The organism is Paraburkholderia sp. J8-2 (genome assembly GCF_905220195.1).
In the GTDB taxonomy this organism is placed as follows: Bacteria; Pseudomonadota; Gammaproteobacteria; order Burkholderiales; family Burkholderiaceae; genus Paraburkholderia.
Genome location: NZ_CAJMZA010000011.1, coordinates 132,334 through 155,403, shown reverse-complemented (window position 1 = coordinate 155,403; position 23,070 = coordinate 132,334). Strand labels below are relative to the sequence as shown.

Sequence of the window (23,070 nt, the reverse complement as noted above, 5' to 3'; positions counted from 1 at the left end):
CAGCACATGCTCAACGAACTCGAAACACTCTCACAAAACATCGGGCGGCTGATCGAGATTAATCAGCGCCAACACGAAGCACGCCTCGCACTCGAAGAGCAACTCGCGCAGCTGCGTGCGCAATGCGACGAAACACGCGCCGAACTCGAACAGGTCCGCGAAGAGCGCGCCACGCTGCAAGCAGAGCGCGACGCACTCTCGGCCAAGATCGACGATGCGCAGGTGCGTCTGAACGCGATCCTCGAAAAGCTGCCACGCGCACGCGCTGGTAACGAGCGCGACAACCAGCTCGATCTGCTCGAACCGTCGCAGAGCAACGACGACGACAGCAACGCGGCCCGCCACGGAGAAAATGCATGACCACCAAGCAGATCGAAGCGACGATACTCGGCCAAACCTATCGCCTCGTCTGTTCGCCGGAAACGGAACAGGCGCTGCTCGAAGCCGTGGCGCGCGTGGACGCCGAAATGTCGAAGATCCGCAATCACAGCAACGTGCGCGGCACCGATCGCATTGCCGTCATGGCCGCGCTCTCGCTCGCTTCGGAACTGCTGCGCCTGCAAACGAGCGTGCGTCACGGAGAAGCATTCCCAGCCGAAGAAATCCGTCGTACAATGCGCCAAATGAATGAACAACTGGGCGCGGTGATTCACCAGTACGGTGTGCAATAAGCGCTGCAGTACGCTGCGGTTGTAAGAGCTAACGTGCGGTATGATGTTGTTCATCGGTAGCGTTGATTTGTTTAGAAACGCGTGTTTCCAAACACAGCTGCCAAACAGTTTAGTCAGCTTCCCTGCCTGGTTCGCCAAGGTCATATATTCCTTGAACCAATGCCATGTGCACGGTTGCGGAAATTTGTAGCACGGGCGTGCGCGTCACACAGTCTGATGTACCCGAAGTGCTGCTAACTGCGACCAATTCTGAACCCTCGGTTCAGGATGCCGGCCTAGCGGCTATGGCGGGGACCTATTCAAACGGCATCGGACCACAGTCCGATGCCGTTTTCCATTGTGCGGCACGAATTGCGCGTGCATGCCTGCCCCTCTCCCCTTTCGACGTGAACTTCGACTCATGCGCTACTGGCTGATGAAGTCCGAACCCGACGAAGCAAGCATCGACGACCTCGCAAACGCGCCGCAGCGCACGCTGCCCTGGACCGGCGTACGAAACTACCAGGCGCGCAATTTCATGCGCGACACCATGCAGCAAGGCGACGGCGTGCTGTTCTATCACTCGAGCTGCCCCGAGCCAGGCATCGCGGGCATCGCGCAGGTGTCGTCCACGGCCTACCCCGATCCTACGCAGTTCGATCCGAAAAGCCCTTACTACGACGCGAAATCGACGCAGGAGAATCCGCGCTGGATGCTCGTCGACGTCGTGTTCAAGAAGAAGTGTCCGCTGATCGCTCTGGCCGCGTTGCGCGAGCACGAGGAACTCGCGGACATGCGCGTGCTCGCCAAAGGCAATCGCCTGTCGATTACACCGGTCACCACGGCCGAGTGGAACTTCATCACGAAACATCTGATGTGATGCGGCTTTGACGCGGACCGGGCACGCACACAGCATCCGCGCGCGACTTCAAGCACAATCGCGCACAGTCGCGCGCTGTTACGTCGTTGTTTCGTTGCTGTTACGTTGCCGTTACGTTGCCATTGCGTCGGCGTTACGATGCCGCACGAGCAGCTCGCGCGCGACGCAAGTTCTGCAAGGAGCCTCAATGAACCGAAAAACCGCCGTCACGCTCGCCGCCGCATTCGCAGCCGCCCTCCCCCTCGCCATGACGCTCGCGCCGGGCGCCGCGTTCGCACAGAGCGACGCGCGTTTCCAGCAACCCTCGGGCGTGCTGTCGCTTTCCGCGCAGGCCAGCGCCGAAGTGCCTCAAGACGTCGTCAACATTACGCTGTTCTATGAACAGGAAGCGAGCGATCCCGCCTCGCTCACGGCCACGCTCAATCAGCGCGCCGACGCCGCGCTGCAACGCGCAAGAGGCGTCGCGGGCGTGACCGCGCACTCGGGCCAGTTCTCGATCTTCCCTTCCACCGATCGCGACGGGCGCATCTCCGCGTGGCGCGGACGCACGGAAGTCGTGCTCGAGTCGCATGATTTCGCGGCGGCGTCGAAGCTCGCCGGTGACCTCTCGTCGATCATGCAGGTCGGCAACGTGCAGTTCTCGCTGTCGCCCGAAGCGCAGCGTGCCGCCGAGCAAAAGCTTCAAGGCCAGGCCATCGCCTCGTTTCGCGACCAGGCCCTCTCGGCCACGCGCGCGTTCGGCTACAACAGCTACACGATTCGCGACGTGAACGTGGGGCACTCGGGCGTGATGCCGCGCCCCATGATGATGATGAGCGCGCGCGCCGCTTCGGCTGACGCGAAGATGTCGTCGCCCCTGCCGCTCGAAGGCGGCACATCCACGGTGACGGTCAATGTCTCCGGCTCGGTGCAGATGAAGTAACGCGCGCCATACAAGCAACACGCAAGCAAAAAAGGCCACGGTAAAAACCGTGGCCTTTTTCATGGGCTAAAACGCGTGGAGCGTATGCGCGTGTCAGCTCTTCGCGCCCGCGACCTGCGCGCTGTCGTTGCCGTTCTTGTTTCGATTGGCGCGGCGATACGCCCACACCATCAAGCCGATGCCCGCGATGATCATCGGCAGCGAGAGCCATTGGCCCATCGAAAGGCCGAGCGCGAGCAGGCCGAGGAAGTCGTCGGGTTCGCGGGCGAATTCAACCGTGAAGCGCGCAAGACCATAGCCGATCAGGAACATGGCCGAAATCGCGCCAACGGGGCGCGGCTTGCGCGCGAAAAGAATCAGCACGATGAAAAGCGCGATGCCTTCCAGCGCGATTTCATACAACTCGGAAGGATGGCGCGGAAGCAGGTGGTACTGCGCGAACACTTCGTTCAGATGCCACTGCGCGGCCAGTTGCGGATGCGCGGCAAGCCACGCGGCGTCGTCGTTCGCAGCGCCCGGAAACAGCATGGCCCACGGCGAGTCGGGCGACGTCACGCGACCCCACAACTCGCCGTTGATGAAGTTGCCGAGCCGGCCAAAGGCGAGCCCCGTGGGCACCATCGGCGCGACGAAGTCCGTGACCTGCAGCCAGGTGCGGCCGCGTTGCCACGCGAACAGAACCATCGCGAACGTCACGCCGAGGAAGCCGCCGTGAAACGACATGCCGCCTTCCCACACCTTGAAGATGTCGAGCGGATGCGCGAAATACCAGCTCGCCTTGTAGAACAGCACGTAGCCGAGGCGCCCGCCCAGAATCGTGCCGAGCACACCGTAGAACAGCATGTCGTCGATGTCTTTCGCGGTCCAGCCCTGGGCGGCCACGTAAGGCAGACGCAGGCGCAGACGGCCGATCACGATCGCCAGAATGAAGCCGACGAGATACATGAGGCCGTACCAGCGCACGGCGAGCGGCCCCAGATGAATGGCGACGGGGTCGAAGTTCGGGTGGATGAGCATCGTGGATGAAGTCTTGTCGGCGATATCAGTTGAAATCGGGTTGTAAGCAGTTACGCGCCACTGGCTAAACAGGCAAAGGGCGTTGGACGTTTGCAAAGCGGCGAGGTTCGCCGCCGGCGTGTCATGGCGTGACATTATCGCCGACGCGAGTAGGCGCGAACCAAAATGCGCGTTGGGCGATGCGCCGCGAGTATAACGGTGACAGATGACGTAGCCGGCACGCCCGCGTTCGCGCTAGCCCTCGCGCCTGTGCAAACCCGCCGTCGCTGCATGCGCCCGCACGATCTCGATAAACGCCGCGAGCACCGGGCTCACCTCGGCCGAGCGCCAGACGAGCCCCGTTTCGATGGCCGGCAGCGCCCCGGCAAGCGGCCGGTACACGACGCCCGTGCGCCGCAGATGGCGCAGCGACTGCGGCACGAGCGCCACGCCCATGCCGGCTGAGACGAGGCTCACGATCGTCTGCATCTGGATCGCTTCCTGCCCGATGAGCGGCGCGAGGCCCGCCGCGCCGTAGCAGTCCATGATGGTGTCGTAGAAACCAGGGGCCAGATGGCGCGGAAAGACGACGAGCGGCGCTGCGGCGAGGTCGCGCAGACTCACGGGCTCATCGTGCCAGTCATCGGCGGCCGGCCCGCCAAGGCGCGCCGACAGCGCCGACGGCATTGCGACCACGAGCGGCTCGCGTGCGATCGGCTGGTAAGCAAGCTGAGCCGCGTAGCGCGGCGGCACGGGTGCGATCACGAGGCCCGCGTCGATGCGTCCCGCCACCAGCTCTTCCACCTGCACGTCGCTCGTCGCTTCGGCGAGCTGCAAGCGCACGCGCGGATAACGTGCGCCGAAATCGCGCAGCAAAAGCGGCAGCAAGCCGTAATCGGCGGTCGAAACGAAGGCCAGCGCGAGCACCCCCGCCTCGCCGCGCGCGAGGCTCTGCGCGAGCGGCCGCAGCGCTTCGGCACTCGCCAGCAGGCGCCTCACCTCCGGCAACAGATCGGCGCCCACGGCTGTCAACTCCACCGAGCGGCGCGTGCGCGCGAACAGCGCCACGCCCAGCGTCTCCTCCAGCGCGCGAATGGCCTGCGAGAGCGGCGGCTGTGTCATCGAAAGGCGTGCCGCCGCGCGGCCGAAATGCTGCTCTTCGGCCACGGCAACGAAATAGCGAAGCTGACGCAGATCGGGGATAGTCGGGTTCATCGGCAGCGGTCTCGCGCGGTTATCTTGTTGATTCTTTTTTCGACTCAATAGACCACGAATAATATATTGGACAGCGTTCTCGCGAAATCGCATGCTTCGACAGACGTGCCGGCGCTCGCCAAACCAGAACCCCCACCCGGCATCCGAGACGAATTCCACCGGAGGTCCCCATGTCCTATAACCGTCGTTCGAAGCACATCACGCAAGGTGTTGCCCGTTCGCCCAACCGTTCGATGTATTACGCGCTCGGCTACGAGAAGGCCGACTTCGACAAGCCGATGATCGGCGTCGCGAACGGCCACTCGACCATCACGCCGTGCAACGCCGGCCTGCAGCGCCTCGCCGACGCGGCCGTCGAGGCCATCAAGCGCGCCGACGCGAACCCGCAGACTTTCGGCACGCCCACGATCTCGGACGGCATGTCGATGGGCACGGAGGGCATGAAGTACTCGCTCGTCTCGCGCGAAGTCATCGCCGACTGCATCGAGACCTGCGTGCAGGGCCAGTGGATGGACGGCGTGGTCGTGATCGGCGGCTGCGACAAGAACATGCCCGGCGGCATGATCGCGCTCGCGCGCATCAACGTGCCCGGCATTTACGTGTACGGCGGCACGATCCGCCCGGGCAACTGGAAGGGCAAAGCGCTGACCATCGTCTCGGCCTTCGAGGCCGTTGGCGAATTCACGGCGGGCCGCATGACCGAAGAGGATTTCGAAGGCGTCGAGAAAAACGCCTGCCCCTCCACGGGTTCGTGCGGCGGCATGTACACCGCGAACACGATGAGCTCGTCGTTCGAGGCGCTTGGCATGTCGCTCATGTACTCATCGACGATGGCCAACCCCGACGAGGAGAAAGTCGACTCGGCGGCGGAATCGGCGCGTGTGCTCGTCGAAGCCGTGAAGCAGGACCTCAAGCCGCGCGACATCATCACGAAGCAGTCGATCGAGAACGCGGTGGCGCTCATCATGGCGACGGGCGGCTCGACCAACGCCGTGCTGCACTATCTCGCCATCGCACATGCCGCGGAAATCGAATGGACCATCGACGACTTCGAGCGCATGCGCAAGAAGGTGCCGGTGATTTGCGACCTGAAGCCCTCGGGCCAATACGTCGCGACCGACCTGCACGCGGCCGGCGGCATTCCGCAGGTGCTCAAGATCCTGCTCGATGCGGGCCTGCTGCATGGCGACTGCATCACCATCACCGGCAAGACCATTGCCGAAGAGCTCAAGGACGTGCCGTCCACGCCGCGCGCCGACCAGAAGGTGATCTTTCCCATCAGCCAGGCGCTGTACAAGGAAGGCCACCTGGCGATCCTCAAGGGCAACCTCGCGACAGAAGGCGCGGTCGCCAAGATCACGGGCCTGAAGAATCCGGTCATCACGGGCCCCGCACGCGTTTTCGACGACGAGCAGAGCGCGATGGACGCGATTCTCGCCGACAAGATCCAGGCGGGCGACGTGGTCGTGCTGCGCTACCTCGGCCCCAAGGGCGGGCCCGGCATGCCGGAGATGCTCGCGCCGACTTCGGCGATCATCGGCAAGGGGCTCGGGGAGTCGGTTGGGCTCATCACCGATGGGCGCTTCTCGGGCGGCACCTGGGGCATGGTGGTGGGCCACGTCGCGCCGGAAGCGTTTGAAGGCGGCACGATCGCGCTCGTGCAGGAAGGCGATTCGATCACCATCGACGCGCACCAGCTCCTGCTGCAACTGAATGTGGACGACGCCGAACTCGCGCGCCGCCGCGCGGCGTGGAAGCAACCGGCGCCACGTTACACGCGCGGCGTAATGGCGAAGTACGCAGCGCTCGCGCGCCCGGCGAACCAAGGCGCGGTAACCGGCTAACGGCGCGGCTAACGGCGCGGCCGAGCGCGGCTAGACGCCGCTCAAACCTTCGCCTGCGATAAAGCAAAGGGCGCACGTCCGGAACGTGCGCCCTTTGCTTTTATAATGCGACGACACAGCCGGCGCACACGCGGGCGGAGACCTGTATGAACAGAAAGTCGCAAGCCAGGAACAAGACAGCGACGCTCGCCGCCGCGCTCGCCATCGGCATTGCCGGCGCACTCGGGGCAGCCCCGGCCCGCGCGCAGCATGGACCCGCCGGCCTCGCGCTCGCTCAGCAGCAGAACTGCATGAGCTGCCATTCGGTCACGCGCAATTTCATGGGTCCGGCCCTGCGCGACGTCGCCGCAAAATATGCAGGCAAGCCCGACGCGCAGACCTATCTCTCGCACAAGATTCTCGAAGGCAGCACCGGCGTGTGGGGCACCGTGCCGATGCCGGCCAATACACAGCTCAACCCAGGCCAGGCGGCCCAGCTCGCGAGCTGGATCCTCACGCTCAAGTGAGGCGTACGGTGTGACGGCGCGGCGCGGGGTGACCTCCGGCCGCCGCGCCCACCGCGGAATCAGGCCGAAGGCGGGTGTCCCGCGCGCGCAGCCAGTTCCTCACGCACGGCGGCCTTCACCCAGTTGTTGAGTTCCGTTTCGAGCGCGAGACCGATCTCGCGCGACACCTGTCCCACGAGCCAGTTCGAATGTTCCTGCATCGCCGCGCTGCAGCGCGCCTCGATCACGGCGCGGCCTTCGCCGGTGAGCCATGTGAGGCAGCGCCCGCGCAGGCGCTCGACGAGCGCGTCGGCGTCGTGCGCAAAGAGGCCTTCCTCGCGTTCGGCCACGGCCGCCTTCACGGCAGCGGCCGTCGCGCTCTTCGCCTCTTCGACGTTGTGCGCGCGCAGCGGATTGCCGGCCACCATCACCTCGCTCAAGAGCGGGATCGCCTCTTCCGGATCGTGCATGCCGGACATGTTCACCTCCATCGATCGGGGCAGTCGGCCTCGCGCCGGTACGCCTCGCGCGTCCGGCCTCAGCCGCCCTGCTTGTAGTTGTTGAGCGCGTAACCGCGGTCGCGGTAGAAACGATAGCGCTCGCGGCCCGACGCGAGTTCGTCGGGCGCATCGCCAATCACTTCGAGCAGGCGCTCGAAGCGTGCGAATTGAGGCGGGACCTGCGCGCCGAGATTGAGCAGCACACGATGATGCGGCGCACGCTCGAGATCCGTTGCCAGCACGATGGGCGATTCGCCCGCATGCGGGCTCTCCGCCATGCAGTGCGGCACGAAGTCGAGCGGCGAAAAGGTCCACAACATTTCGTCGAACGCGCGCAGGCGCGCGGGCTCGGCCAGCACCACCGCCTGCTGGCCCGCCTGATACGCCTTGCGCACGAGGCGGCACGCATACAGCAGCGAGTCGCCGACGTTCGTGTGGAAATCGATACGCGTCATGCCCACACCACTTTACACGCCGCCTGGCATGCAGCAATCGTCATGCCTGCCTTCATTGCGCCGCGCGGTCGATGAGGAACTGGGCGAGCAGCGGCACCGGACGGCCCGTTGCGCCCTTCGCCGCCCCGCTCTTCCACGCCGTGCCCGCGATGTCCAGGTGCGCCCACGGGTAGTTTTCGGTGAAGCGCGAGAGGAAGCACGCCGCCGTCACGCTGCCCGCCGGACGCCCGCCAATGTTGGCGAGGTCGGCGAAGTTCGACTTGAGCTGGTCCTGATACTCGTCGTCGAGCGGCAGGCGCCAGGCCGGATCGCCCGCTTCGCGCGAAGCGTCGAGCAGTTCGCCCGCGAGCGCGTCGTCCTTCGAGAACAGGCCGCTGTTGTGATGACCGAGCGCGATGATGCACGCGCCCGTGAGCGTGGCGATGTCGACCACGGCGGCCGGCTTGAAGCGCTCGGCGTAAGTGAGCGCGTCGCACAGGATGAGGCGGCCTTCGGCGTCGGTATTGAGCACTTCGACCGTGAGGCCCGCCATCGTCGTGACGATGTCGCCCGGCTTCGTGGCGTTGCCCGCGGGCATGTTCTCGCAGGTCGGGATGATGCCGATCACATTGAGCTTGAGCCCCATTTCGGCGACCGCGCGGATCGTGCCGAGCACCGAGCCCGCGCCGCACATGTCGTACTTCATCTCGTCCATGCCCTCGCCCGGCTTGAGCGAGATGCCGCCCGTGTCGAACGTGATGCCCTTGCCGACCAGCACGATGGGCGCGGCCTTGGCGCTTGCGCCCTGGTAGTGCAGCACGATGAACTGCGGCGGCTCGACCGAGCCCTTTGTTACAGAAAGAAACGAGCCCATCTTGAGCGTCTCGATCTGACGCTGGCCGAGCACCTCGACCTTGAGCTTCCAGTCGCGCGCGAGCTTCTTGGCCGTGGCGGCGAGATAGGTGGGCGTGCAGACGTTGCCCGGCAGATTGCCGAGGTCGCGCGTGAGGTCCATGCCGTTGGCGAGCGCGACGGCTTGCTTCGCCGCGACCTTCGCTGCCTTCTCTTCGGCGGCGTCGATGCTGAAGACCACGCGCTTGAGCGCCCGCTGCGCGACGTCGGGCTTGCTCTTCATCTGTGTGAAGCGGTAGGTCTCGTTGCGCAGCGCGAGAATGGCGGCGCGCACGCCCCATTCGCCCGTGCGCTCCTTCACCGGCAGTTGCGCGAGCGTGAACGTGACCTGTGCGATCTTCGTGCCGAGGATCGCGCGCCACGCGGCTTTGACCGCGTCGCCGTAAGCCTTCTGGCTAAACGAGTCCTGCTTGCCGAGACCCACGAGCAGCACGCGCGAGGCGCCGATGCCGCTCACTTCCGGCAGAAACAACGTGGAGCCGGCCTTGCCGTCGATGTCGCCGGCCTTGACGACGCGCGCGATTGCGCCGCCAATGGCGCTGTCGATCGCGAACGCCGGGCCCGAGAGGGTTTGCGCCTCGAACACGCCGACTACGACACAATCCGACTTGCCGGTCAGGAAGGAGCCTTCCCCGCCTTTGCTCCAGTCACAGGCTTTTATGCTAAAGTCCATCGCGCTTGTCCTCGGATAAAATCAGGGCTTAGGATGAAAGCCGCAATTATCCGCTATTTTTCCCGCGGCGGCTCCTGGGCGGTTGCGCGAGCTGCGCGCCTCCCGGCACGGGCCGCCCGCCCTGCCCATCAAGAATGATCTTCGAACGTTCCCTGCAGCGCGAACTCGCGTACACGGCCGGCGCCGTGTTCATGGTTCTGCTCACGATCATGCTGACGACGATGATGATCCGCATCGTCGGCTTCGCCGCGTCCGGTCAGATCGACCCGCGCGACGTGCTGGTGCTGATCGGACTGACCGTGATCGGCTACATGGCCGTCATGCTCATCGTCACGCTCTTCGTGTCGATCCTGTTCGTCCTCACGCGCTGGTACAAGGATTCCGAAATGGTCGTATGGCTCGCCTCCGGGGTGAGCCTCACGCGCCTGATCAAGCCGGTCGCCACCTTCTCCGCGCCGATCATCCTGCTTATCGTGTTCTTCGCGTTCATCGGCTGGCCGTGGTCGAACGCGCAAAGCAAGCTCATTCGCGCGCGCTTTCAGCAGCGCGATGAAGTGTCGCTGCTCGCGCCTGGCCAGTTCCGCGAATCGCCCACCACGCACCGCGTGTTCTTCATCGAGCGCATGAGCCCCGACCAGGCGCGCGTGGAGAATGTATTCGTCACGAGCACGGAAAACGGCAAGGTCAGCGTGATCGTCTCGAAGACGGGCCACACCGAAACCATGCAGAGCGGCGACCGCTTCGTCGTGCTCGAAAACGGCCGCCGCTACGACGGCGAGCCGGGTCACCCGGACTTTCGCATCAGCGAGTTCCAGCGCTATGGCGTGAAGATCACGAGCCAGCCGCTCGTCAACACGCCTTCGGCGAGCACCACGTCCACACCGGGCCTGTTGCGCCATCCCACCGACGACAACCTGGGCGAGCTCGCCTGGCGCGCCGGCTTGCCGCTCATCGCGATCAACCTGATGCTGCTCGGCATTCCGCTCGCGTACCAGAACCCGCGCCGCAGCCGCACGATCAACCTCGTGATGGCGGTGCTGATCTACCTCACCTATTCGAACCTGCTCAACGTCGTGCAGTCGCAGATCGAACAAGGCAAGATGCCGTTCGGCGTCGGCCTTGTGCTGCTGCACACCGTGGTGCTCGCGCTCGTCGTGTTCATCTTCTGGATACGCGTGCGCAACCGGCCGCTCTTCACACGTGCGATGTTCCGGCGCGCCTCTTCAGGAAACTGAGAGGAAAACTGACCGATGCGCATCTACGAAAAATACTTCGCTCGCCAGGTTTACCTGACGTTCATCTTCATTCTGTTTGCCTTCTCCGGCCTGTTCTTCTTCTTCGACCTCATCAACGAGCTGAATTCGGTCGGGCACGGCAACTACAAGTTCCAGTACGCGGTGCTGCGCGTGGCGCTCCAGGCGCCCTCGCGGCTTTACGAGATCATCCCGGTCGCAGCGCTCATCGCCGCGATCTACGTGTTCGCGCAAATGGCGGCGAATTCCGAGTACACGATCTTTCGTGTGTCGGGCCTCGCCACGAACCAGGCGCTGCGCTCGCTGCTCAAGATCGGCGTGCCGCTCGTGCTGCTGACCTATCTGATCGGCGAAGTGGTCGGCCCTTACACCGACCAGCTTTCCGAGCGCGTGCGTCTCGAGGCGTTGGGCTCGGCGGTGTCGAGCAACTTCCAGTCGGGTGTGTGGGTGAAAGACACGCTCACCGCGCGCGCCGACGGCGAACAGGTCACGCGCTTCGTGAATGTGGGCGAGTTGCTGCCCAATGCGACCATCACGAACGTGCGCATCTACGAATTCGATTCGAAGTTCCGGCTCTCCAACGTACGCCTGGCGAAGAGCGGCACGTTCCAGCCGCCGGGTCACTGGCTGCTCAAGGACGTGACCGATACGCAGCTCATCAGCGTGCCGCCGCCGCAGAACCAGCCTGTCGATGCGCTCAATCCGGTCTATCGCGCAGAACAGACCTCGGCGCCCGAATACTCGCTGCGCTCGGAGCTCACGCCGAACATTCTCTCGGTGCTGCTCGTTTCGCCCGACCGGATGTCGATGTTCAACCTGTTCCGCTATATCCAGCACTTGACCGAGAACCATCAGGACGCGCAGCGCTACCAGATCGCGTTCTGGCGCAAGCTGCTCTACCCGTTCGCCGTGTTCGTGATGCTCGTGCTCTCGCTGCCGTTCGCGTATCTGCATACGCGCGCCGGTGTGGTGGGCATGAAGGTGTTCGGCGGGATCATGCTCGGCATGAGCTTCCAGCTCGTCAACACGCTGTTCTCCCACGTGGGTACACTGAACACCTGGCCTGCGCCGCTTACCGCGGCGACACCGGGGCTCATTTATCTCGCGGTCGGGCTGATCGGGCTCAAATGGGTTGACCGGCATTGATGCCGGGCGCCCTCGTCCGCTAGCTCGTCCAATTCGCTGATTCGCACAGGCTCGCAAGCATGGGCACGCACGGCATGATTCTCTTTGGCCACGGCGCGCGCGACGCGCGCTGGCAAGAGCCGTTTCAGCGCCTGGCCGCAAAGCTCGCCGCCGCGCGCGGCGATGCGGGTCCGGTCAGCCTCGCCTTCCTGGAACTCATGGCCCCGAGCCTGCCTGATGCCATCGCCTCACAGGCCACGGCGGGCTGCGACACGATTACGGTCATACCGGTGTTCTTCGGCCAGGGCGGCCACGTGCGGCGCGACCTGCCCGCGCTGATCGCGCAATGCCAGAGCGAACATCCGGGTGTGCGCCTGCGTTGCGCGGGCGCCGTTGGCGAGGACGACGCGGTGCTCGATGCGATCGTGCGCTTTTGCATCGACAACGAACGCGACTAACAACGCTCACGCATAAAAAAAGGCTCGCCTTTCAGCGAGCCCGTTTTGCTTTCCTGGCCTTTATCGTGTGGCGCTCAGGCGGCGGCGCGGCGGTTTTGACGATCGCCCTGCGCTTCATCTTCGCGCTGCGCCTGCCCTGCGCGTTCGGCGAACGCATCGCCGATCATGAGCAGGCTTGGCTGCGCCGGGTCGAGCCAGTCCTGCGCCTCGCCCGCTTCGAGGCCTGCGAGCGTCAGCGTGAGCGTGCGCTCGCGCGCGGTGCTGCAAGCTTCGACGATCGCCACCGGCGTGGCGCCCGCGCGGCCCGCTTCGATGAGCTGGCGCGCGATCTCGGGCGCGCTGTCGCGGCCCATGTAGAACACGAGCGAATCGGCGTTGACCTGCTCGCGAATCTCCTCGCTGCCCGCCGCGCGCGAATACGTGGCGAGCGCAACACTGCGGGCCACGCCGCGCAGCGTCAGTGAGCGTTGCAGCGTCGCCGCGCTGGCGAGCGCCGCCGTGATGCCCGGCACGACTTCGAAGTCGATGCCGGCCGCTTCGAGCGCGCGCATTTCCTCGTCGGCACGGCCGAACAGCATCGGGTCGCCGCCCTTCAGGCGCACGACCACGCCATGCTCACGCGCGGCGTCGACGAGTTGCTTGTTGATGAAGTGCTGCGCCGTGGAACGCTGCCCGCAGCGCTTGCCGACCGCGATGAACTTCGCGGTTGGCGGCGCGTACTCGAGCATGGCCGGCTCGACGAGCGCGTCGTGCAGCACGACGTCGGCGCTCGCGAGCAGCCGTGCGCCGCGCACCGTGATGAGGTCCGCTGCGCCCGGTCCCGCGCCGATCAGATATACCTTACCCATTTGCTTCGAATCCATTATTGCGGCCGCGCGCGGCCGCAACGTCGCGCGACGCCTTAGGCCGAGAACGCGCGGATCATGCCCGCGGCCACCGTGTGATGCGTCGCCTCGTCGATCAGCACGAACGCGCCGGTGCCAGGATTCGCATCATACAGGTCGCAGACGAGCGGCTTCTGCAGCGAGAGCGCCACGCGGCCGATATCGTTCATCGCGAGTTCGTGGCGGTCGGTGGCGTGCGAGAGCGTATGCACGTCGAGCACCTGCTTGACCGCGCCGATCTTCGCGAACACCGTGCTCGTGGTCTGCTTGAGCAGGTACTTGCGCTGCGGCGAGAGCGGCTCGTCGTCGAACCAGCAGAGGTCCGCTTCGAGCTTCTTCGCCGGCTGCGCGTTGTCCGACGCCGGCACGAAGGTGTCGCCGCGCGAGACGTCCACGTCTTCGGTCAGACGAATCGTGACGGTCTGACCCGCGAACGCGCGGTCGACCTGCGCCGTGCCGCCCGGCACGGGCGCGATGATTTCCGCGACCGTTGCGCTGCGGCCTGCCGGCAGCACCGTGATGGCGTCGCCGAGCTTCACTTCGCCCGCTTCGACGCGGCCCATGTAACCGCGGAAGTCGTCGGCGCTGGAGCCGTCCTGGCGCGCGACCCACTGCACCGGGAAGCGCAGCGCTTCACCCGTGGCCTGCGCGACCGGCAGTTGCTCGAGCACGTCGAGCAGCGGCTCGCCCGCGTACCAGGGCATGCGCTCGCTCGCGGCCACGATGTTGTCGCCCTTGAGCGCCGAGACCGGCACGAAGCGCACGTCATTGAGGCCGAGCTGGCGCGCGAGCGCGACATATGCTTCGCGGATCAGATTGAACGTGGCTTCGCTGTATTCGACCAGATCCATCTTGTTGATCGCGACGATCACGTGCTGCAGGCCCAGCAGCTTGACGATGGCGCTGTGGCGCTTGGTTTGCGGCAGCAATTGCGTGACGCCGTTCTCGACCGTCACACGCGTGGGGTCGATCAGGATGATCGCTGCGTGCGCCGTGGAAGCGCCCGTGACCATGTTGCGCGTGTACTGCTCGTGGCCAGGGGTATCCGCGATGATGAACTTGCGCTTGGCCGTGGCGAAGTAACGGTACGCCACGTCGATCGTGATGCCCTGCTCGCGTTCGGCCTCGAGGCCGTCGGTGAGCAGCGACAGGTCGATCTCGTCGCCCACCGTGCGCTTGTTCTTCGCGCGCGAAAGCGCCGAGAGCTGATCCGAGAGAACCGCCTTGCTGTCGTACAGCAGACGGCCGATCAGCGTGCTCTTGCCGTCGTCCACGCTGCCCGCCGTGATGAAGCGCAGCACGCCGAGGTCTTCAGGTTGATGCGTCGTAACCATGTCTAATCTTTCCTCTCGCGTGCTCTTTAGAAATAACCTTGCTTCTTGCGCTGTTCCATCGCCGCTTCCGACGCCTGGTCGTCCATGCGTGTCGCGCCGCGTTCCGTGATCTCGGTCACGGCCGTCTCGGCGATGATCTTCTCGACGTTGTCCGCGTCGCTCGCCACCGGGCACGTGCAGCTGATGTCGCCCACCGTGCGAAAGCGCACCTGCGCCATTTCGCTGACTTCGCCTTCCTTCATCGGCGTGAGCGGCGTGACCGGCACGAGCAGGCCGTTGCGGCGCACGATCTCGCGCTGGTGCGCGTAGTAGATCGACGGCAGCTCGAGCTTCTCGCGCTCGATGTACTGCCATACATCCAGTTCCGTCCAGTTCGAGATGGGGAACACGCGCAGATGCTCGCCGTTGTGCAGGCGCGCGTTGTAGAGGCTCCACAGTTCCGGGCGCTGCGCCTTCGGGTCCCACTGGCCGAATTCGTCGCGGAACGAGAAGATGCGCTCTTTCGCGCGGGCCTTCTCTTCGTCGCGGCGCGCACCGCCGATCATCGCCGTGTAGCCGTATTGCTCGATCGTTTCGAGCAGCGTGACCGCTTGCGCGGCGTTGCGCGAATCGGTTTCGCGGCGCAGGCGCACGGTGCCCTTCTTGATCGAATCTTCCACATGGCCGACCACGAGTTCCGCGCCGATTTCGGCTGCGCGGCGATCGCGGAAGTCGATCACTTCCTCGTAGTTGTGACCCGTGTCGATGTGCACGAGCGGGAACGGCAGCGCGGTCTTGCGGTTCGCGCCAAGGCCGAACGCCTTCAGTGCGAGCGCCAGCACGACGACCGAGTCCTTGCCGCCCGAGAACAGCAGCGCCGGCTTGCTGCATTCGGCGACGAGTTCACGCAGGATGTGGATCGACTCGGCTTCGAGCCAGTCGAGATGGTCCATGCGGTTCGCCGTGACCTGGAGCGGCGCGTTCACTGCTGAGTCGAGCGTGGTGCTCATGTTCGGATCCTTCCTTTATTCGCACCCCTTTTACGGGGCACGCGGTACTCGGTATACGGTAGCGCGCCGGTCTTCACGACGGCGCGGCAAAACTCAATCTTAGTTCGCCGGGCGGATCGACGACACTTCGACGACCGGAATGGCTGACACGGACGTAATGTGCAAGCCACATTCCTTCGTGTCGCGCGACTCCCACCACCAGCGGCCGGCGCGGCTGTCCTCGCCGGGACGGATGGCGCGCGTACAGGGCTCGCAGCCGATGCTCGGGTAGCCGCGTGCGTGCAGCGGGTTCACCGGCACCTCGAAGGCGCCCAGATAAGCCCAGACATCGGCTTCGGTCCAATCCGCGAGCGGATTGAACTTGTCGATGTTGCGCGCTTCGTCGCGTTCTTCCTCGTGCAGTTCCGCACGCGTGACCGACTGCTCGCGGCGCTGGCCCGTGACCCAGGCGGAAACGCCGGAAAGCGCGCGGTTCAGCGGCTCGACCTTGCGGATTTCGCAGCAGCGCTTGCGCAGGTCCACGCTCTCGTAGAACGCGTTCAGGCCGTGCTGGGCGACGTACTCGTCCACCGCGTCCTGTTGCGGATGAAACTGCTCGATCTCGTAGCCGTAGCGCTCGCGCACAGCGTCGAGCATGCCGAGCGTTTCCGCGTGCAAACGGCCCGTGTTCAGCGAGAAGATGCCGATTTTCACGCCGCGCGAAAGAATCGCGTGGGTGAGCAGCATGTCTTCGGCTGCGAGGCTGCTGGCCAGCTTCACGCTGGCGTGACGCGCGGCGATCGAGTCGAGCAGCGCATCAAGGCGCTCGATTTTCGCCTGCAGGTCAGCCGTGATTTCGGTCGCTGGGGTTGTCAAAGCGGTGCTCATGCTGCTGCGCCTTGCTGTGCCAGGCGGCGGCGGAACAGCGGCGACGGCTCGTCGAACGCGCCCTGGTATTGCACCGTGAACTCGGTGAACGCCTTGAGCGCGTCGTGGATGTCCTTGTCGGCGCGCACGGCGAACGCGTCGAAGCCGCAGCGCTCGTGAAAGCGCAGCTGGTCGCGCAGCACGTCGCCGATCGCGCGCAGTTCGCCCTTGTAGCCATAGCGCTCGCGCAGCAGGCGGCCGATCGAAAAGCCGCGGCCATCGCGGAACACGGGGAAATCCACGCCGATCAGCGCGAGCTTGTCGAAGTCGGCGGCGATATCGGCCGGTTCGCTGTCCGGCGCGAGCCACACGCCGAGTTCGTCCTTGCCGCGCGAGGCGACGAGCGCGTCGCGCTGCGCCTGCCAGTAAGCGAGCGGAACCAGCACCTTGCCTGCGGGCAGCGCCGACACCTCGGGCAGCGCGCCGTCTTCGGCCGCACGCACGACTTGCCAGTTGTCTTCAACGATCTCGCGGTTTTTGATGATCAATGCCATTGCTCGAATCTCGTCTCTCGTTGCGTGCGGTTAAGCGTGGGCCGGCTGGCGCGATGCGTACACGCGCTCCTTGAACGGCGTGATGCCGACGCGGTCGTACGTGTCGATGAAGCGCTCGCCGTCGATGCGCAGCTCGACGAACGTGTCGACCACCTTCTGGATCACGTCGGGCATTTCTTCCGCCGAGAACGACGGTCCGATCACGCGGCCAAGGCGCGCGCCGTTGGCGCCGTTGCCCTGCTCGCCGCCGAGCGACACCTGATACCACTCAGAGCCGTCCTTATCCACGCCCAGAATGCCGATGTTGCCGACGTGGTGATGACCGCACGAGTTCATGCAACCCGAGATATTGAGCGACAGGTCGCCGAGGTCGTAGACGAAGTCGAGGTTGTCGAAACGCTCCTGGATCGCCAGCGCGATGGGGATCGACTTCGCATTGGCGAGCGAGCAGAAGTCGCCGCCCGGGCACGCGATGATGTCGGTCAACAGGCCGATGTTCGCCGTCGCGAAACCTTGCGCCTTCGCCTTTTCCCACAGTGCGAAGAGGTCGCGCTTCTTCACGTCTGCGAGAATCAGGTTCTGCTCGTGCGAGACGCGGATCTGGCCGAACGAGTACTCGTCGGCCCAGTCGGCCACGGCTTGCATCTGCGCGTCGGTGGCGTCGCCCGGCGCGATGTCGCGCGGCTTGAGCGAGAGCGTGACCGACGCATAGCCCGTCACGCGGTGCGGACGCACGTTGCGCTCGACCCAGCGCGCGAACGCGCGGTTTTCCAGCAGATGCTTTTCGTACGACGTGTCCGTGTCGGCGATCTTTTCATACGCCGGCGGCACGAAGTACTGCGAGACGCGGTCGACTTCTTCCTGCGTGAGCGTCGAGGGGCCGTCCTTCAGGTGCTGCCACTCTTCTTCGACCTGCTCGGCGAACTTCGCCGGCGAGAGCGCCTTCACGAGAATCTTGATGCGCGCCTTGTACATGTTGTCGCGGCGGCCGTAGCGGTTGTACACGCGCAGCACGGCTTCGCAGTAGGTCAGCAGGTGCTGCCACGGCAGGTCGCGCTTGATGATGGCGCCGACGATCGGCGTACGGCCAAGACCGCCACCCGCGAGGATGCTCGCGACCACTTCACCCTGCTCGTTACGGTCGAGGTAGACGCCCAGGTCGTGGATCTGCACGGCGGCGCGGTCTTCCTTCGTGCCCGACACGGCGATCTTGAACTTGCGCGGCAGCCACGCGAATTCGGGGTGGAACGTCGACCATTGGCGCAGGATTTCGGACCACGGACGCGGGTCGACGACTTCGTCGGGCGCGACGCCCGCGAACTGGTCGGCGGTGATGTTGCGGATGCAGTTGCCCGACGTCTGGATGCCGTGCATCTGGACCGAGGCCAGCTTGCGCAGGATTTCCGGCGTTTCTTCAAGCTTGATCCAGTTGTACTGGATGTTCGAGCGCGTCGAGAAGTGGCCGTAGCCGCGGTCGTGCTCGCGCGCGATCGTGGCGAGCATGCGCAGTTGGTCGCTGCGCAGATTGCCGTACGGAATCGCGATGCGGTGCATGTAGGCATGGCGCTGGTAGTACAGGCCGTTCTGCAGACGCAGCGGGCGGAACTCTTCTTCGCTCAATTCGCCCGACAGGCGGCGGCGAACCTGGTCGCTATATTGCGCGACGCGTTCGTCGACGATGGTCTGGTCGTACTGATCGTATTGGTACATTCGGGGACCCCAGGGTTGGTTCAATCGCGGCGTTCCGGTTACGTCGCGCTCCGACTTCTCGACTTCGTTCTTTCCGCACTGTTTTGCCTGCTCGAGGCGGCCGCGCCTTCAATCGCGCCGGTCATTTGCTAATGACCAAAACAGATATCCATATTGGAAAAGTTGGAGGAATGGTAATAAACTCGCTTTATATTTCAAACGACTCAAAAATCAGGTCGATATGCAATCAGGTTATAAGGGTTATCTATGAACCTGCACCAGTTCCGTTTCGTCCGCGAGGCCGTACGCCAGAACTTCAACCTCACGGAAGCGGCCAAGGCACTGTATACGAGCCAGCCGGGCGTCTCGAAGGCGATCATCGAGCTGGAAGACGAGCTTGGGGTCGAAATCTTTACCCGTCATGGCAAGCGCGTGCGCTCGCTCACGGAGCCGGGCCGGATCATCCTCGCCTCGGTGGAGCGCATTCTGCAGGAAGTGGAAAGCTTGAAGCGCGTCGGCAAGGACTATGCCGCACAGGACCAGGGCAACCTGACCATCGCCGCCACGCACACGCAGGCGCGCTACTCGCTGCCGGCCGCCATCGCCGAGTTCAAGCGGCGCTTCCCTAAGGTGCACCTTTCGATCCTGCAGGGCAGCCCCACACAGGTCGCGGAAATGGTGCTCCATGACCAGGCCGATCTCTGCATCGCGACCGAGGCCATCTCGGGCTACAAGGAACTGGTGTCGCTGCCCTGCTTCACCTGGCACCACGTCGCGGTGATGCTGCCCGACCACCCGCTGCTCGAGCGCAAGCCGCTCTCGCTCGACGATCTGGCCCAATATCCGCTGATCACCTACGACAACGCGTTCGCCGGGCGCACCAAGATCAACGACGCGTTTCGCCTGCGCGGCCTCTCGCCCGACATCGTGCTGGAGGCCATCGACGCCGACGTGATCAAGACGTATGTCGAGCTGGGTCTGGGCGTGGGGATCATGGCCGACATCGCTTTCAACGCCGAGCGCGACCGGCACCTGCGCGCGGTGCCCGTGGGGCACCTGTTCGGCAGCAACGTCACGCGCGTGGCGCTCAAGCAGGGGGCTTACCTGCGCAGCTATGTGTATACGCTCGTCGAGCTGCTTTCGCCGAGCCTGAACCGCAAGCTGATCGAGCAGGCGCTCAAGGGCGAGCACGAGACTTACGAGCTGTAGCGGCCCGTTGCAGGATCGGTGCCGGAAGAAAGATCAGACAAAATCCGCAATACAACAACATCACTTCTCGCCTGGAGATTCAACGGATGAAGCCGCGCTTTACTTTCGTGCAGTCCCTGCGCCCGCTCGTCGTGGCCGCCGCCCTTGCTACCGCCGCCTGCGCGTCTGTCGCGCATGCCGACATCAAGGTCGGTATCGACCTCTCGAGCACGGGTCCGGCAGCCGCCATCGGCATCACGAGCAAGAACGCCATGCTGATGTGGCCCGACACGATCGCGGGACAGAAGGCCGACTACATCGTGCTCGACGACGGCTCCGACCCGGGCGCCGCCGTACGCAACATCCACAAGCTCATCAACGAAGATCACGTGGACGTGATCGTCGGGCCGAACATTACACCGGCGGCGCTCGCGGCGCTCGACCCGGTGGCGCAAAGCAAGACGCCGATGATTACGCTGGTCGGCTCGGGCTCGGTGGTCGAACCGCAGCAGGGCGCGCGCGTGTGGGCGTTCAAGATGGCGCAGACCGACGCCGCCATGGCCGACGTCATGACGCGCTACATGGCCGCGCACGGCGTGAAGACGGTGGGCTTCATCGGCTTTGCCGACAGCTACGGCGACAGCTGGCTCAATGAATTCACGAAGTACGCGAAGGAACGCAACATCCAGATCGTGGCGACCGAACGCTACAACCGCACCGACGCGAGCGTGACGGGCCAGATCCTCAAGCTGATGGCGGCCAAACCCGACGCCATGCTGATTGCCGGCGCAGGCACGCCGACCGTGCTGCCGCAACGCACGCTGATCGAGCGCGGCTACAAGGGGCCGATTTACCAGACGCACGGCATCGCCACGCCTGAATTCATCAAGCTTGGCGGCAAGGACGTGGAAGGCACCCTGTTCCCGACCCAGCCCGTGGTGGTGGCGCGCACGCTGCCCGCCGACCAGCCGGCGCAGAAGGCGGCGCTCGCCTTCGTCGATGCCTACGAGGCGAAGTACGGCCCGGGCACGGTCACGCAGTTCGCGGGTGACGCGGCAGGGGTGTATCCGCGCTTGCAGGACGCCGTTGCGCGCGCGCTCAAGACCGCGCAGCCGGGCACGGAAGCGTTCCGCGTGGCATTGCGCAGCGAACTGGAGCACGCGCACGAAGTGGTCGTGCCCAATGGCATGGTCAACACGAGCCCGACGGACCACGTGGGCCTCGACCAGCGCGCGAGCGTGATGGGCACGGTACGCGGCGGCAAGTTCGTGTATCTGAGCCAATAAGTTGCGCGAGCGGCGGCGCCCTGCCGCCGCTCAGTCGACTGCGTCCGGCCAGCGGCGCGCGCTGTGCAGGACGCGCAATATCGTGAGCGCTTCGTTCTCGTACCGGTAGGCAAGCACGAACGGCGTTGACTCGACCACCAGCTCCCGCGTGCCGCTCACGCGGCCGACCCGGCCAAGGTTGGGGAAAAGTCGTAACCGTCGGACGGACGCCGAAATCCGCTCGTCCCACACGACAGCCCGGCGCGGGTTGCTAGTCACGGTGAAGTTGAATGCGGCCTCGCGGTCGGCCAGCGCGAGCAGCGACCAGCCTACCCTCAACTTTTCGCCTGGCGCTTGCGCGCACGCTCAGGCTCGCCGGCCACCGCCGCGCGCCGCTTCGCGAAGTGCGCCTCCACCGCTTCGTCCGCCACCGCCGGCCGCGGGTCCTCCAGCGCCTCGCGCACCTTCGCCCGGAACCACGCGTCGTGCGCCACCGGATCGACGGCGAAATCGAACGGCAACGCACCCTCGTTCGCAATACGCGTGAGCAGAATGCGTACGGCGTCCGATACCGTGAGCCCCATGTTGTCGAGCACTTCGGCCGCGCGCTGTTTGAGCGCGTGATCGATGCGAACCTGTACCAATGCGTTTGCGTTCATCGACTCACTCCCTGGTTTGGCCGTTAGCCTTGAGACCGGCCTCGTCGCATACGCAGTGTAATTCAATTGAATGACGTTAGACATGCTCTACCTTTGAAGCGGGTTAAACATGTCGCAAGTTTCGTTGCCTGGCCCTGCGTGCTCAATTCATCCGAATGGCCAATCACGGCCGCACGATGCTGCACCACGCGCCGCCAGCCTTATTGCTCGCCAGCACGGCCTCGATGAAGCGCAACCCTTCCACGCCGTCGTCGACCGTGGTCAGCAGCCGGCTCTCGGGCGGCGCCGCAACGCCCGCCTCGCGCGCGCGGATCTGCGCGGCGGCGTCGCGATAGAGCTGCGCGAACGCCTCCAGATAGCCTTCCGGATGCCCCGGCGGCACACGCGTGGCGTGCAGCGCGGCGGCCCCTGTCACGCGGCCGCGCGTGAGGCGCTGCGCCTCGCCGCCCTGGGGCGTGAACCACAGCACGTTGGGCTCCTCCTGATCGAACGCGAGGCCCGCCTTCGTGCCATACACGCGCAGCCGCAACGCGTTTTCCGCACCACTCGCCACCTGGCTCGCCCACAACATGCCGCGCGCGCCGTTGGCATAGCGCAGCATGGCCTGAACGTGATCGTCCACGCGGCGGCCCGGCACGAAGGTATGCACTTCGGCAGCAAGTGATTCCGGCACGAGCGCGCTCACGAACGCCGCCAGCTGATACGCATGCGTGCCGATATCGCCCAGACACCCCGCCGGCCCCGCCAGCGCCGGATCGGTGCGCCACGCCGCCTGGCGGTTCGCGCCGCCGCGCTCGACAGGGTTGGCGAGCCAGTCCTGCGCGTATTCGACCTGCACGATGCGCACATCGCCAATCTCGCCCGCCTCCACCAGCTCACGTGCGTGCCGCGCGAGCGGATAGCCCGAATACGTATGCGTGAGCGCGAACACGAGATTCGCGTCGCGCGCGTGCCGCGCAAGCGCTTCGCCCTCGGCGAGCGAGACCGCGAGCGGCTTGTCGCAGATCACGTGAATGCCCGCATCCATGAACGCATGCGCGACCGGCGCGTGCAGATGGTTCGGCGTGACGATGGCCACCGCGTCGATGCCATCCTCGCGCCCGGCTTCCACGCTCGCCATCTCGCGCCAGTGGTCATAGCTGCGCGCGAGACCGAGCGCCTCGGCGCTCGACTGCGCGCGCGCCGGATCGGACGACAGCGCGCCCGCTACAAGCTCCCAGCAATCGTCGAGACGGGCCGCGATGCGATGCACCGCGCCGATAAACGCGCCCTCGCCGCCGCCGACCATGCCGAGCCTGAGTCTTCGTGTCATTGC

25 protein-coding genes and 1 other RNA gene are annotated in these 23,070 nt (G+C 65.1%); 12 read left to right on the top strand and 14 right to left on the bottom strand.

The annotated features are described in order from the left end of the window. Nucleotides 1–6 precede the first annotated feature (6 nt). The 5 genes from U5A52_RS23720 (at nt 7) to U5A52_RS23700 (ending at nt 2,452) form a co-directional block, all read left to right on the top strand. Entirely contained in the window at nt 7–360 is a 354-nt protein-coding gene (locus U5A52_RS23720) for an ATPase (protein WP_321912746.1), read from the top strand. Next, entirely contained in the window at nt 357–671 is a 315-nt protein-coding gene (locus U5A52_RS23715) for a cell division protein ZapA (protein ID WP_042268772.1), read from the top strand. Before U5A52_RS23720 ends, U5A52_RS23715 begins: the two co-directional genes overlap by 4 nt. Nucleotides 672–787: 116 nt before the next feature. Continuing rightward, a non-coding RNA gene (gene ssrS / locus U5A52_RS23710) (6S RNA) lies at nt 788–969 on the top strand. Between the two features lie 102 nt (nt 970–1,071). Further along, nucleotides 1,072–1,530, top strand: a complete 459-nt coding sequence (locus U5A52_RS23705; protein ID WP_201693722.1) for an EVE domain-containing protein — start codon at nt 1,072–1,074, stop codon at nt 1,528–1,530. A 187-nt stretch (nt 1,531–1,717) separates the two neighbouring features. Continuing rightward, a complete protein-coding gene (locus U5A52_RS23700; RefSeq protein ID WP_321936467.1) occupies nt 1,718–2,452 on the top strand; it encodes an SIMPL domain-containing protein in 735 nt (244 codons plus the stop codon). Nucleotides 2,453–2,545: 93 nt separating this feature from the next. Here the strand turns inward: U5A52_RS23700 and lgt are convergent, their stop codons facing one another. Both lgt and U5A52_RS23690 read right to left on the bottom strand, forming a co-directional pair. Continuing rightward, nucleotides 2,546–3,469, bottom strand: a complete 924-nt coding sequence (gene lgt / locus U5A52_RS23695; protein WP_321912748.1) for a prolipoprotein diacylglyceryl transferase — start codon at nt 3,467–3,469, stop codon at nt 2,546–2,548. A 234-nt stretch (nt 3,470–3,703) separates the two neighbouring features. Next, the gene (locus tag U5A52_RS23690) at nt 3,704–4,663 is read right to left on the bottom strand and encodes a LysR family transcriptional regulator (RefSeq protein WP_321936466.1); all 960 of its coding nucleotides are present in this window, start codon (nt 4,661–4,663) and stop codon (nt 3,704–3,706) included. Between the two features lie 170 nt (nt 4,664–4,833). Here U5A52_RS23690 and ilvD point away from each other — a divergent pair, with 170 nt between their 5' ends. Next, nucleotides 4,834–6,507 carry a dihydroxy-acid dehydratase gene (ilvD, locus tag U5A52_RS23685; protein ID WP_321912750.1) on the top strand — a complete coding sequence of 558 codons (1,674 nt, stop codon included), beginning with the start codon at nt 4,834–4,836 and terminating at the stop codon, nt 6,505–6,507. A 146-nt stretch (nt 6,508–6,653) separates the two neighbouring features. Then, nucleotides 6,654–7,013 (top strand): c-type cytochrome, encoded by a 360-nt coding sequence (locus U5A52_RS23680; RefSeq protein WP_321936465.1) that lies wholly within the window; start codon nt 6,654–6,656, stop codon nt 7,011–7,013. A 59-nt stretch (nt 7,014–7,072) separates the two neighbouring features. Here the strand turns inward: U5A52_RS23680 and U5A52_RS23675 are convergent, their stop codons facing one another. The 3 genes from U5A52_RS23675 to U5A52_RS23665 are packed head-to-tail and all read right to left on the bottom strand — an operon-like array spanning nt 7,073 to nt 9,511. Then, entirely contained in the window at nt 7,073–7,471 is a 399-nt protein-coding gene (locus U5A52_RS23675; RefSeq protein WP_321912754.1) for a DUF2486 family protein, read from the bottom strand. A gap of 59 nt (nt 7,472–7,530) precedes the next feature. Then, nucleotides 7,531–7,947: a DNA polymerase III subunit chi gene (locus U5A52_RS23670; RefSeq protein WP_158757228.1), complete on the bottom strand. Its 417-nt coding sequence runs from the start codon at nt 7,945–7,947 to the stop codon at nt 7,531–7,533. Nucleotides 7,948–7,999: 52 nt separating this feature from the next. Beyond that, the gene (locus U5A52_RS23665) at nt 8,000–9,511 is read right to left on the bottom strand and encodes a leucyl aminopeptidase (protein WP_321912757.1); all 1,512 of its coding nucleotides are present in this window, start codon (nt 9,509–9,511) and stop codon (nt 8,000–8,002) included. Between the two features lie 134 nt (nt 9,512–9,645). Here U5A52_RS23665 and lptF point away from each other — a divergent pair, with 134 nt between their 5' ends. The 3 genes from lptF to U5A52_RS23650 are packed head-to-tail and all read left to right on the top strand — an operon-like array spanning nt 9,646 to nt 12,347. Beyond that, nucleotides 9,646–10,746 carry an LPS export ABC transporter permease LptF gene (lptF, locus tag U5A52_RS23660; protein WP_321912759.1) on the top strand — a complete coding sequence of 367 codons (1,101 nt, stop codon included), beginning with the start codon at nt 9,646–9,648 and terminating at the stop codon, nt 10,744–10,746. Nucleotides 10,747–10,761: 15 nt separating this feature from the next. Then, entirely contained in the window at nt 10,762–11,910 is a 1,149-nt protein-coding gene (lptG, locus tag U5A52_RS23655; RefSeq protein WP_321912761.1) for an LPS export ABC transporter permease LptG, read from the top strand. A 59-nt stretch (nt 11,911–11,969) separates the two neighbouring features. Beyond that, nucleotides 11,970–12,347, top strand: a complete 378-nt coding sequence (locus tag U5A52_RS23650; RefSeq protein WP_321912763.1) for a CbiX/SirB N-terminal domain-containing protein — start codon at nt 11,970–11,972, stop codon at nt 12,345–12,347. Between the two features lie 74 nt (nt 12,348–12,421). On the opposite strand, the gene cobA is transcribed toward U5A52_RS23650, so the two are convergent. From cobA to U5A52_RS23620, 6 genes are all read right to left on the bottom strand, one after another. Further along, on the bottom strand, nt 12,422–13,195 hold the full coding sequence (gene cobA / locus U5A52_RS23645) for a uroporphyrinogen-III C-methyltransferase (protein WP_321936464.1): 774 nt from the start codon (nt 13,193–13,195) through the stop codon (nt 12,422–12,424). A gap of 53 nt (nt 13,196–13,248) precedes the next feature. After that, the gene (locus tag U5A52_RS23640; RefSeq protein ID WP_321936463.1) at nt 13,249–14,565 is read right to left on the bottom strand and encodes a sulfate adenylyltransferase subunit 1; all 1,317 of its coding nucleotides are present in this window, start codon (nt 14,563–14,565) and stop codon (nt 13,249–13,251) included. A gap of 26 nt (nt 14,566–14,591) precedes the next feature. Then, entirely contained in the window at nt 14,592–15,554 is a 963-nt protein-coding gene (gene cysD, locus U5A52_RS23635; RefSeq protein WP_321912767.1) for a sulfate adenylyltransferase subunit CysD, read from the bottom strand. A gap of 99 nt (nt 15,555–15,653) precedes the next feature. Next, nucleotides 15,654–16,421 carry a phosphoadenylyl-sulfate reductase gene (locus tag U5A52_RS23630; protein WP_321936462.1) on the bottom strand — a complete coding sequence of 256 codons (768 nt, stop codon included), beginning with the start codon at nt 16,419–16,421 and terminating at the stop codon, nt 15,654–15,656. After that, the gene (locus U5A52_RS23625; RefSeq protein WP_321936461.1) at nt 16,418–16,954 is read right to left on the bottom strand and encodes a DUF934 domain-containing protein; all 537 of its coding nucleotides are present in this window, start codon (nt 16,952–16,954) and stop codon (nt 16,418–16,420) included. The genes U5A52_RS23630 and U5A52_RS23625 overlap by 4 nt, the downstream gene beginning before the upstream one ends. A 30-nt stretch (nt 16,955–16,984) precedes the next feature. Beyond that, complete coding sequence (locus U5A52_RS23620; protein WP_321912770.1) at nt 16,985–18,664, bottom strand: nitrite/sulfite reductase; 1,680 nt, start codon at nt 18,662–18,664, stop codon at nt 16,985–16,987. A 246-nt stretch (nt 18,665–18,910) separates the two neighbouring features. On the opposite strand from U5A52_RS23620, the gene U5A52_RS23615 reads away from it, so the two are divergent. Both U5A52_RS23615 and U5A52_RS23610 read left to right on the top strand, forming a co-directional pair. Continuing rightward, the gene (locus U5A52_RS23615) at nt 18,911–19,852 is read left to right on the top strand and encodes a CysB family HTH-type transcriptional regulator (RefSeq protein ID WP_321912771.1); all 942 of its coding nucleotides are present in this window, start codon (nt 18,911–18,913) and stop codon (nt 19,850–19,852) included. A gap of 86 nt (nt 19,853–19,938) precedes the next feature. Further along, nucleotides 19,939–21,117 (top strand): ABC transporter substrate-binding protein, encoded by a 1,179-nt coding sequence (locus U5A52_RS23610; RefSeq protein WP_321936460.1) that lies wholly within the window; start codon nt 19,939–19,941, stop codon nt 21,115–21,117. A 30-nt stretch (nt 21,118–21,147) separates the two neighbouring features. On the opposite strand, the gene U5A52_RS23605 is transcribed toward U5A52_RS23610, so the two are convergent. The 3 genes from U5A52_RS23605 to U5A52_RS23595 form a co-directional block, all read right to left on the bottom strand. Continuing rightward, nucleotides 21,148–21,435, bottom strand: coding sequence for a type II toxin-antitoxin system RelE/ParE family toxin (locus U5A52_RS23605; RefSeq protein ID WP_321912774.1), 288 nt, complete (start codon nt 21,433–21,435; stop codon nt 21,148–21,150). Next, nucleotides 21,432–21,755 (bottom strand): type II toxin-antitoxin system RelB/DinJ family antitoxin, encoded by a 324-nt coding sequence (locus U5A52_RS23600; protein ID WP_321912776.1) that lies wholly within the window; start codon nt 21,753–21,755, stop codon nt 21,432–21,434. The genes U5A52_RS23605 and U5A52_RS23600 overlap by 4 nt, the downstream gene beginning before the upstream one ends. A 163-nt stretch (nt 21,756–21,918) precedes the next feature. After that, nucleotides 21,919–23,067 (bottom strand): Gfo/Idh/MocA family oxidoreductase, encoded by a 1,149-nt coding sequence (locus U5A52_RS23595; RefSeq protein ID WP_321912777.1) that lies wholly within the window; start codon nt 23,065–23,067, stop codon nt 21,919–21,921. Between the last annotated feature and the right edge of the window lie 3 nt (nt 23,068–23,070).

Coding starts and splice junctions, on each gene's coding strand:
- ilvD (WP_321912750.1), top strand. CDS start 4,834: ATGTCCTATAACCGTCGTTCGAAGCACATCACGCAAGGTGTTGCCCGT.
- lptF (WP_321912759.1), top strand. CDS start 9,646: ATGATCTTCGAACGTTCCCTGCAGCGCGAACTCGCGTACACGGCCGGC.
- lptG (WP_321912761.1), top strand. CDS start 10,762: ATGCGCATCTACGAAAAATACTTCGCTCGCCAGGTTTACCTGACGTTC.
- U5A52_RS23620 (WP_321912770.1), bottom strand. CDS start 18,664: ATGTACCAATACGATCAGTACGACCAGACCATCGTCGACGAACGCGTC.
- lgt (WP_321912748.1), bottom strand. CDS start 3,469: ATGCTCATCCACCCGAACTTCGACCCCGTCGCCATTCATCTGGGGCCG.
- U5A52_RS23690 (WP_321936466.1), bottom strand. CDS start 4,663: ATGAACCCGACTATCCCCGATCTGCGTCAGCTTCGCTATTTCGTTGCC.
- U5A52_RS23600 (WP_321912776.1), bottom strand. CDS start 21,755: ATGAACGCAAACGCATTGGTACAGGTTCGCATCGATCACGCGCTCAAA.
- U5A52_RS23715 (WP_042268772.1), top strand. CDS start 357: ATGACCACCAAGCAGATCGAAGCGACGATACTCGGCCAAACCTATCGC.
- U5A52_RS23625 (WP_321936461.1), bottom strand. CDS start 16,954: ATGGCATTGATCATCAAAAACCGCGAGATCGTTGAAGACAACTGGCAA.
- U5A52_RS23665 (WP_321912757.1), bottom strand. CDS start 9,511: ATGGACTTTAGCATAAAAGCCTGTGACTGGAGCAAAGGCGGGGAAGGC.
- U5A52_RS23670 (WP_158757228.1), bottom strand. CDS start 7,947: ATGACGCGTATCGATTTCCACACGAACGTCGGCGACTCGCTGCTGTAT.
- U5A52_RS23675 (WP_321912754.1), bottom strand. CDS start 7,471: ATGTCCGGCATGCACGATCCGGAAGAGGCGATCCCGCTCTTGAGCGAG.
- U5A52_RS23680 (WP_321936465.1), top strand. CDS start 6,654: ATGAACAGAAAGTCGCAAGCCAGGAACAAGACAGCGACGCTCGCCGCC.
- U5A52_RS23610 (WP_321936460.1), top strand. CDS start 19,939: ATGAAGCCGCGCTTTACTTTCGTGCAGTCCCTGCGCCCGCTCGTCGTG.
- U5A52_RS23615 (WP_321912771.1), top strand. CDS start 18,911: ATGAACCTGCACCAGTTCCGTTTCGTCCGCGAGGCCGTACGCCAGAAC.
- cobA (WP_321936464.1), bottom strand. CDS start 13,195: ATGGGTAAGGTATATCTGATCGGCGCGGGACCGGGCGCAGCGGACCTC.
- U5A52_RS23595 (WP_321912777.1), bottom strand. CDS start 23,067: ATGACACGAAGACTCAGGCTCGGCATGGTCGGCGGCGGCGAGGGCGCG.
- U5A52_RS23700 (WP_321936467.1), top strand. CDS start 1,718: ATGAACCGAAAAACCGCCGTCACGCTCGCCGCCGCATTCGCAGCCGCC.
- cysD (WP_321912767.1), bottom strand. CDS start 15,554: ATGAGCACCACGCTCGACTCAGCAGTGAACGCGCCGCTCCAGGTCACG.
- U5A52_RS23720 (WP_321912746.1), top strand. CDS start 7: ATGCTCAACGAACTCGAAACACTCTCACAAAACATCGGGCGGCTGATC.
- U5A52_RS23650 (WP_321912763.1), top strand. CDS start 11,970: ATGGGCACGCACGGCATGATTCTCTTTGGCCACGGCGCGCGCGACGCG.
- U5A52_RS23630 (WP_321936462.1), bottom strand. CDS start 16,421: ATGAGCACCGCTTTGACAACCCCAGCGACCGAAATCACGGCTGACCTG.
- U5A52_RS23705 (WP_201693722.1), top strand. CDS start 1,072: ATGCGCTACTGGCTGATGAAGTCCGAACCCGACGAAGCAAGCATCGAC.
- U5A52_RS23640 (WP_321936463.1), bottom strand. CDS start 14,565: ATGGTTACGACGCATCAACCTGAAGACCTCGGCGTGCTGCGCTTCATC.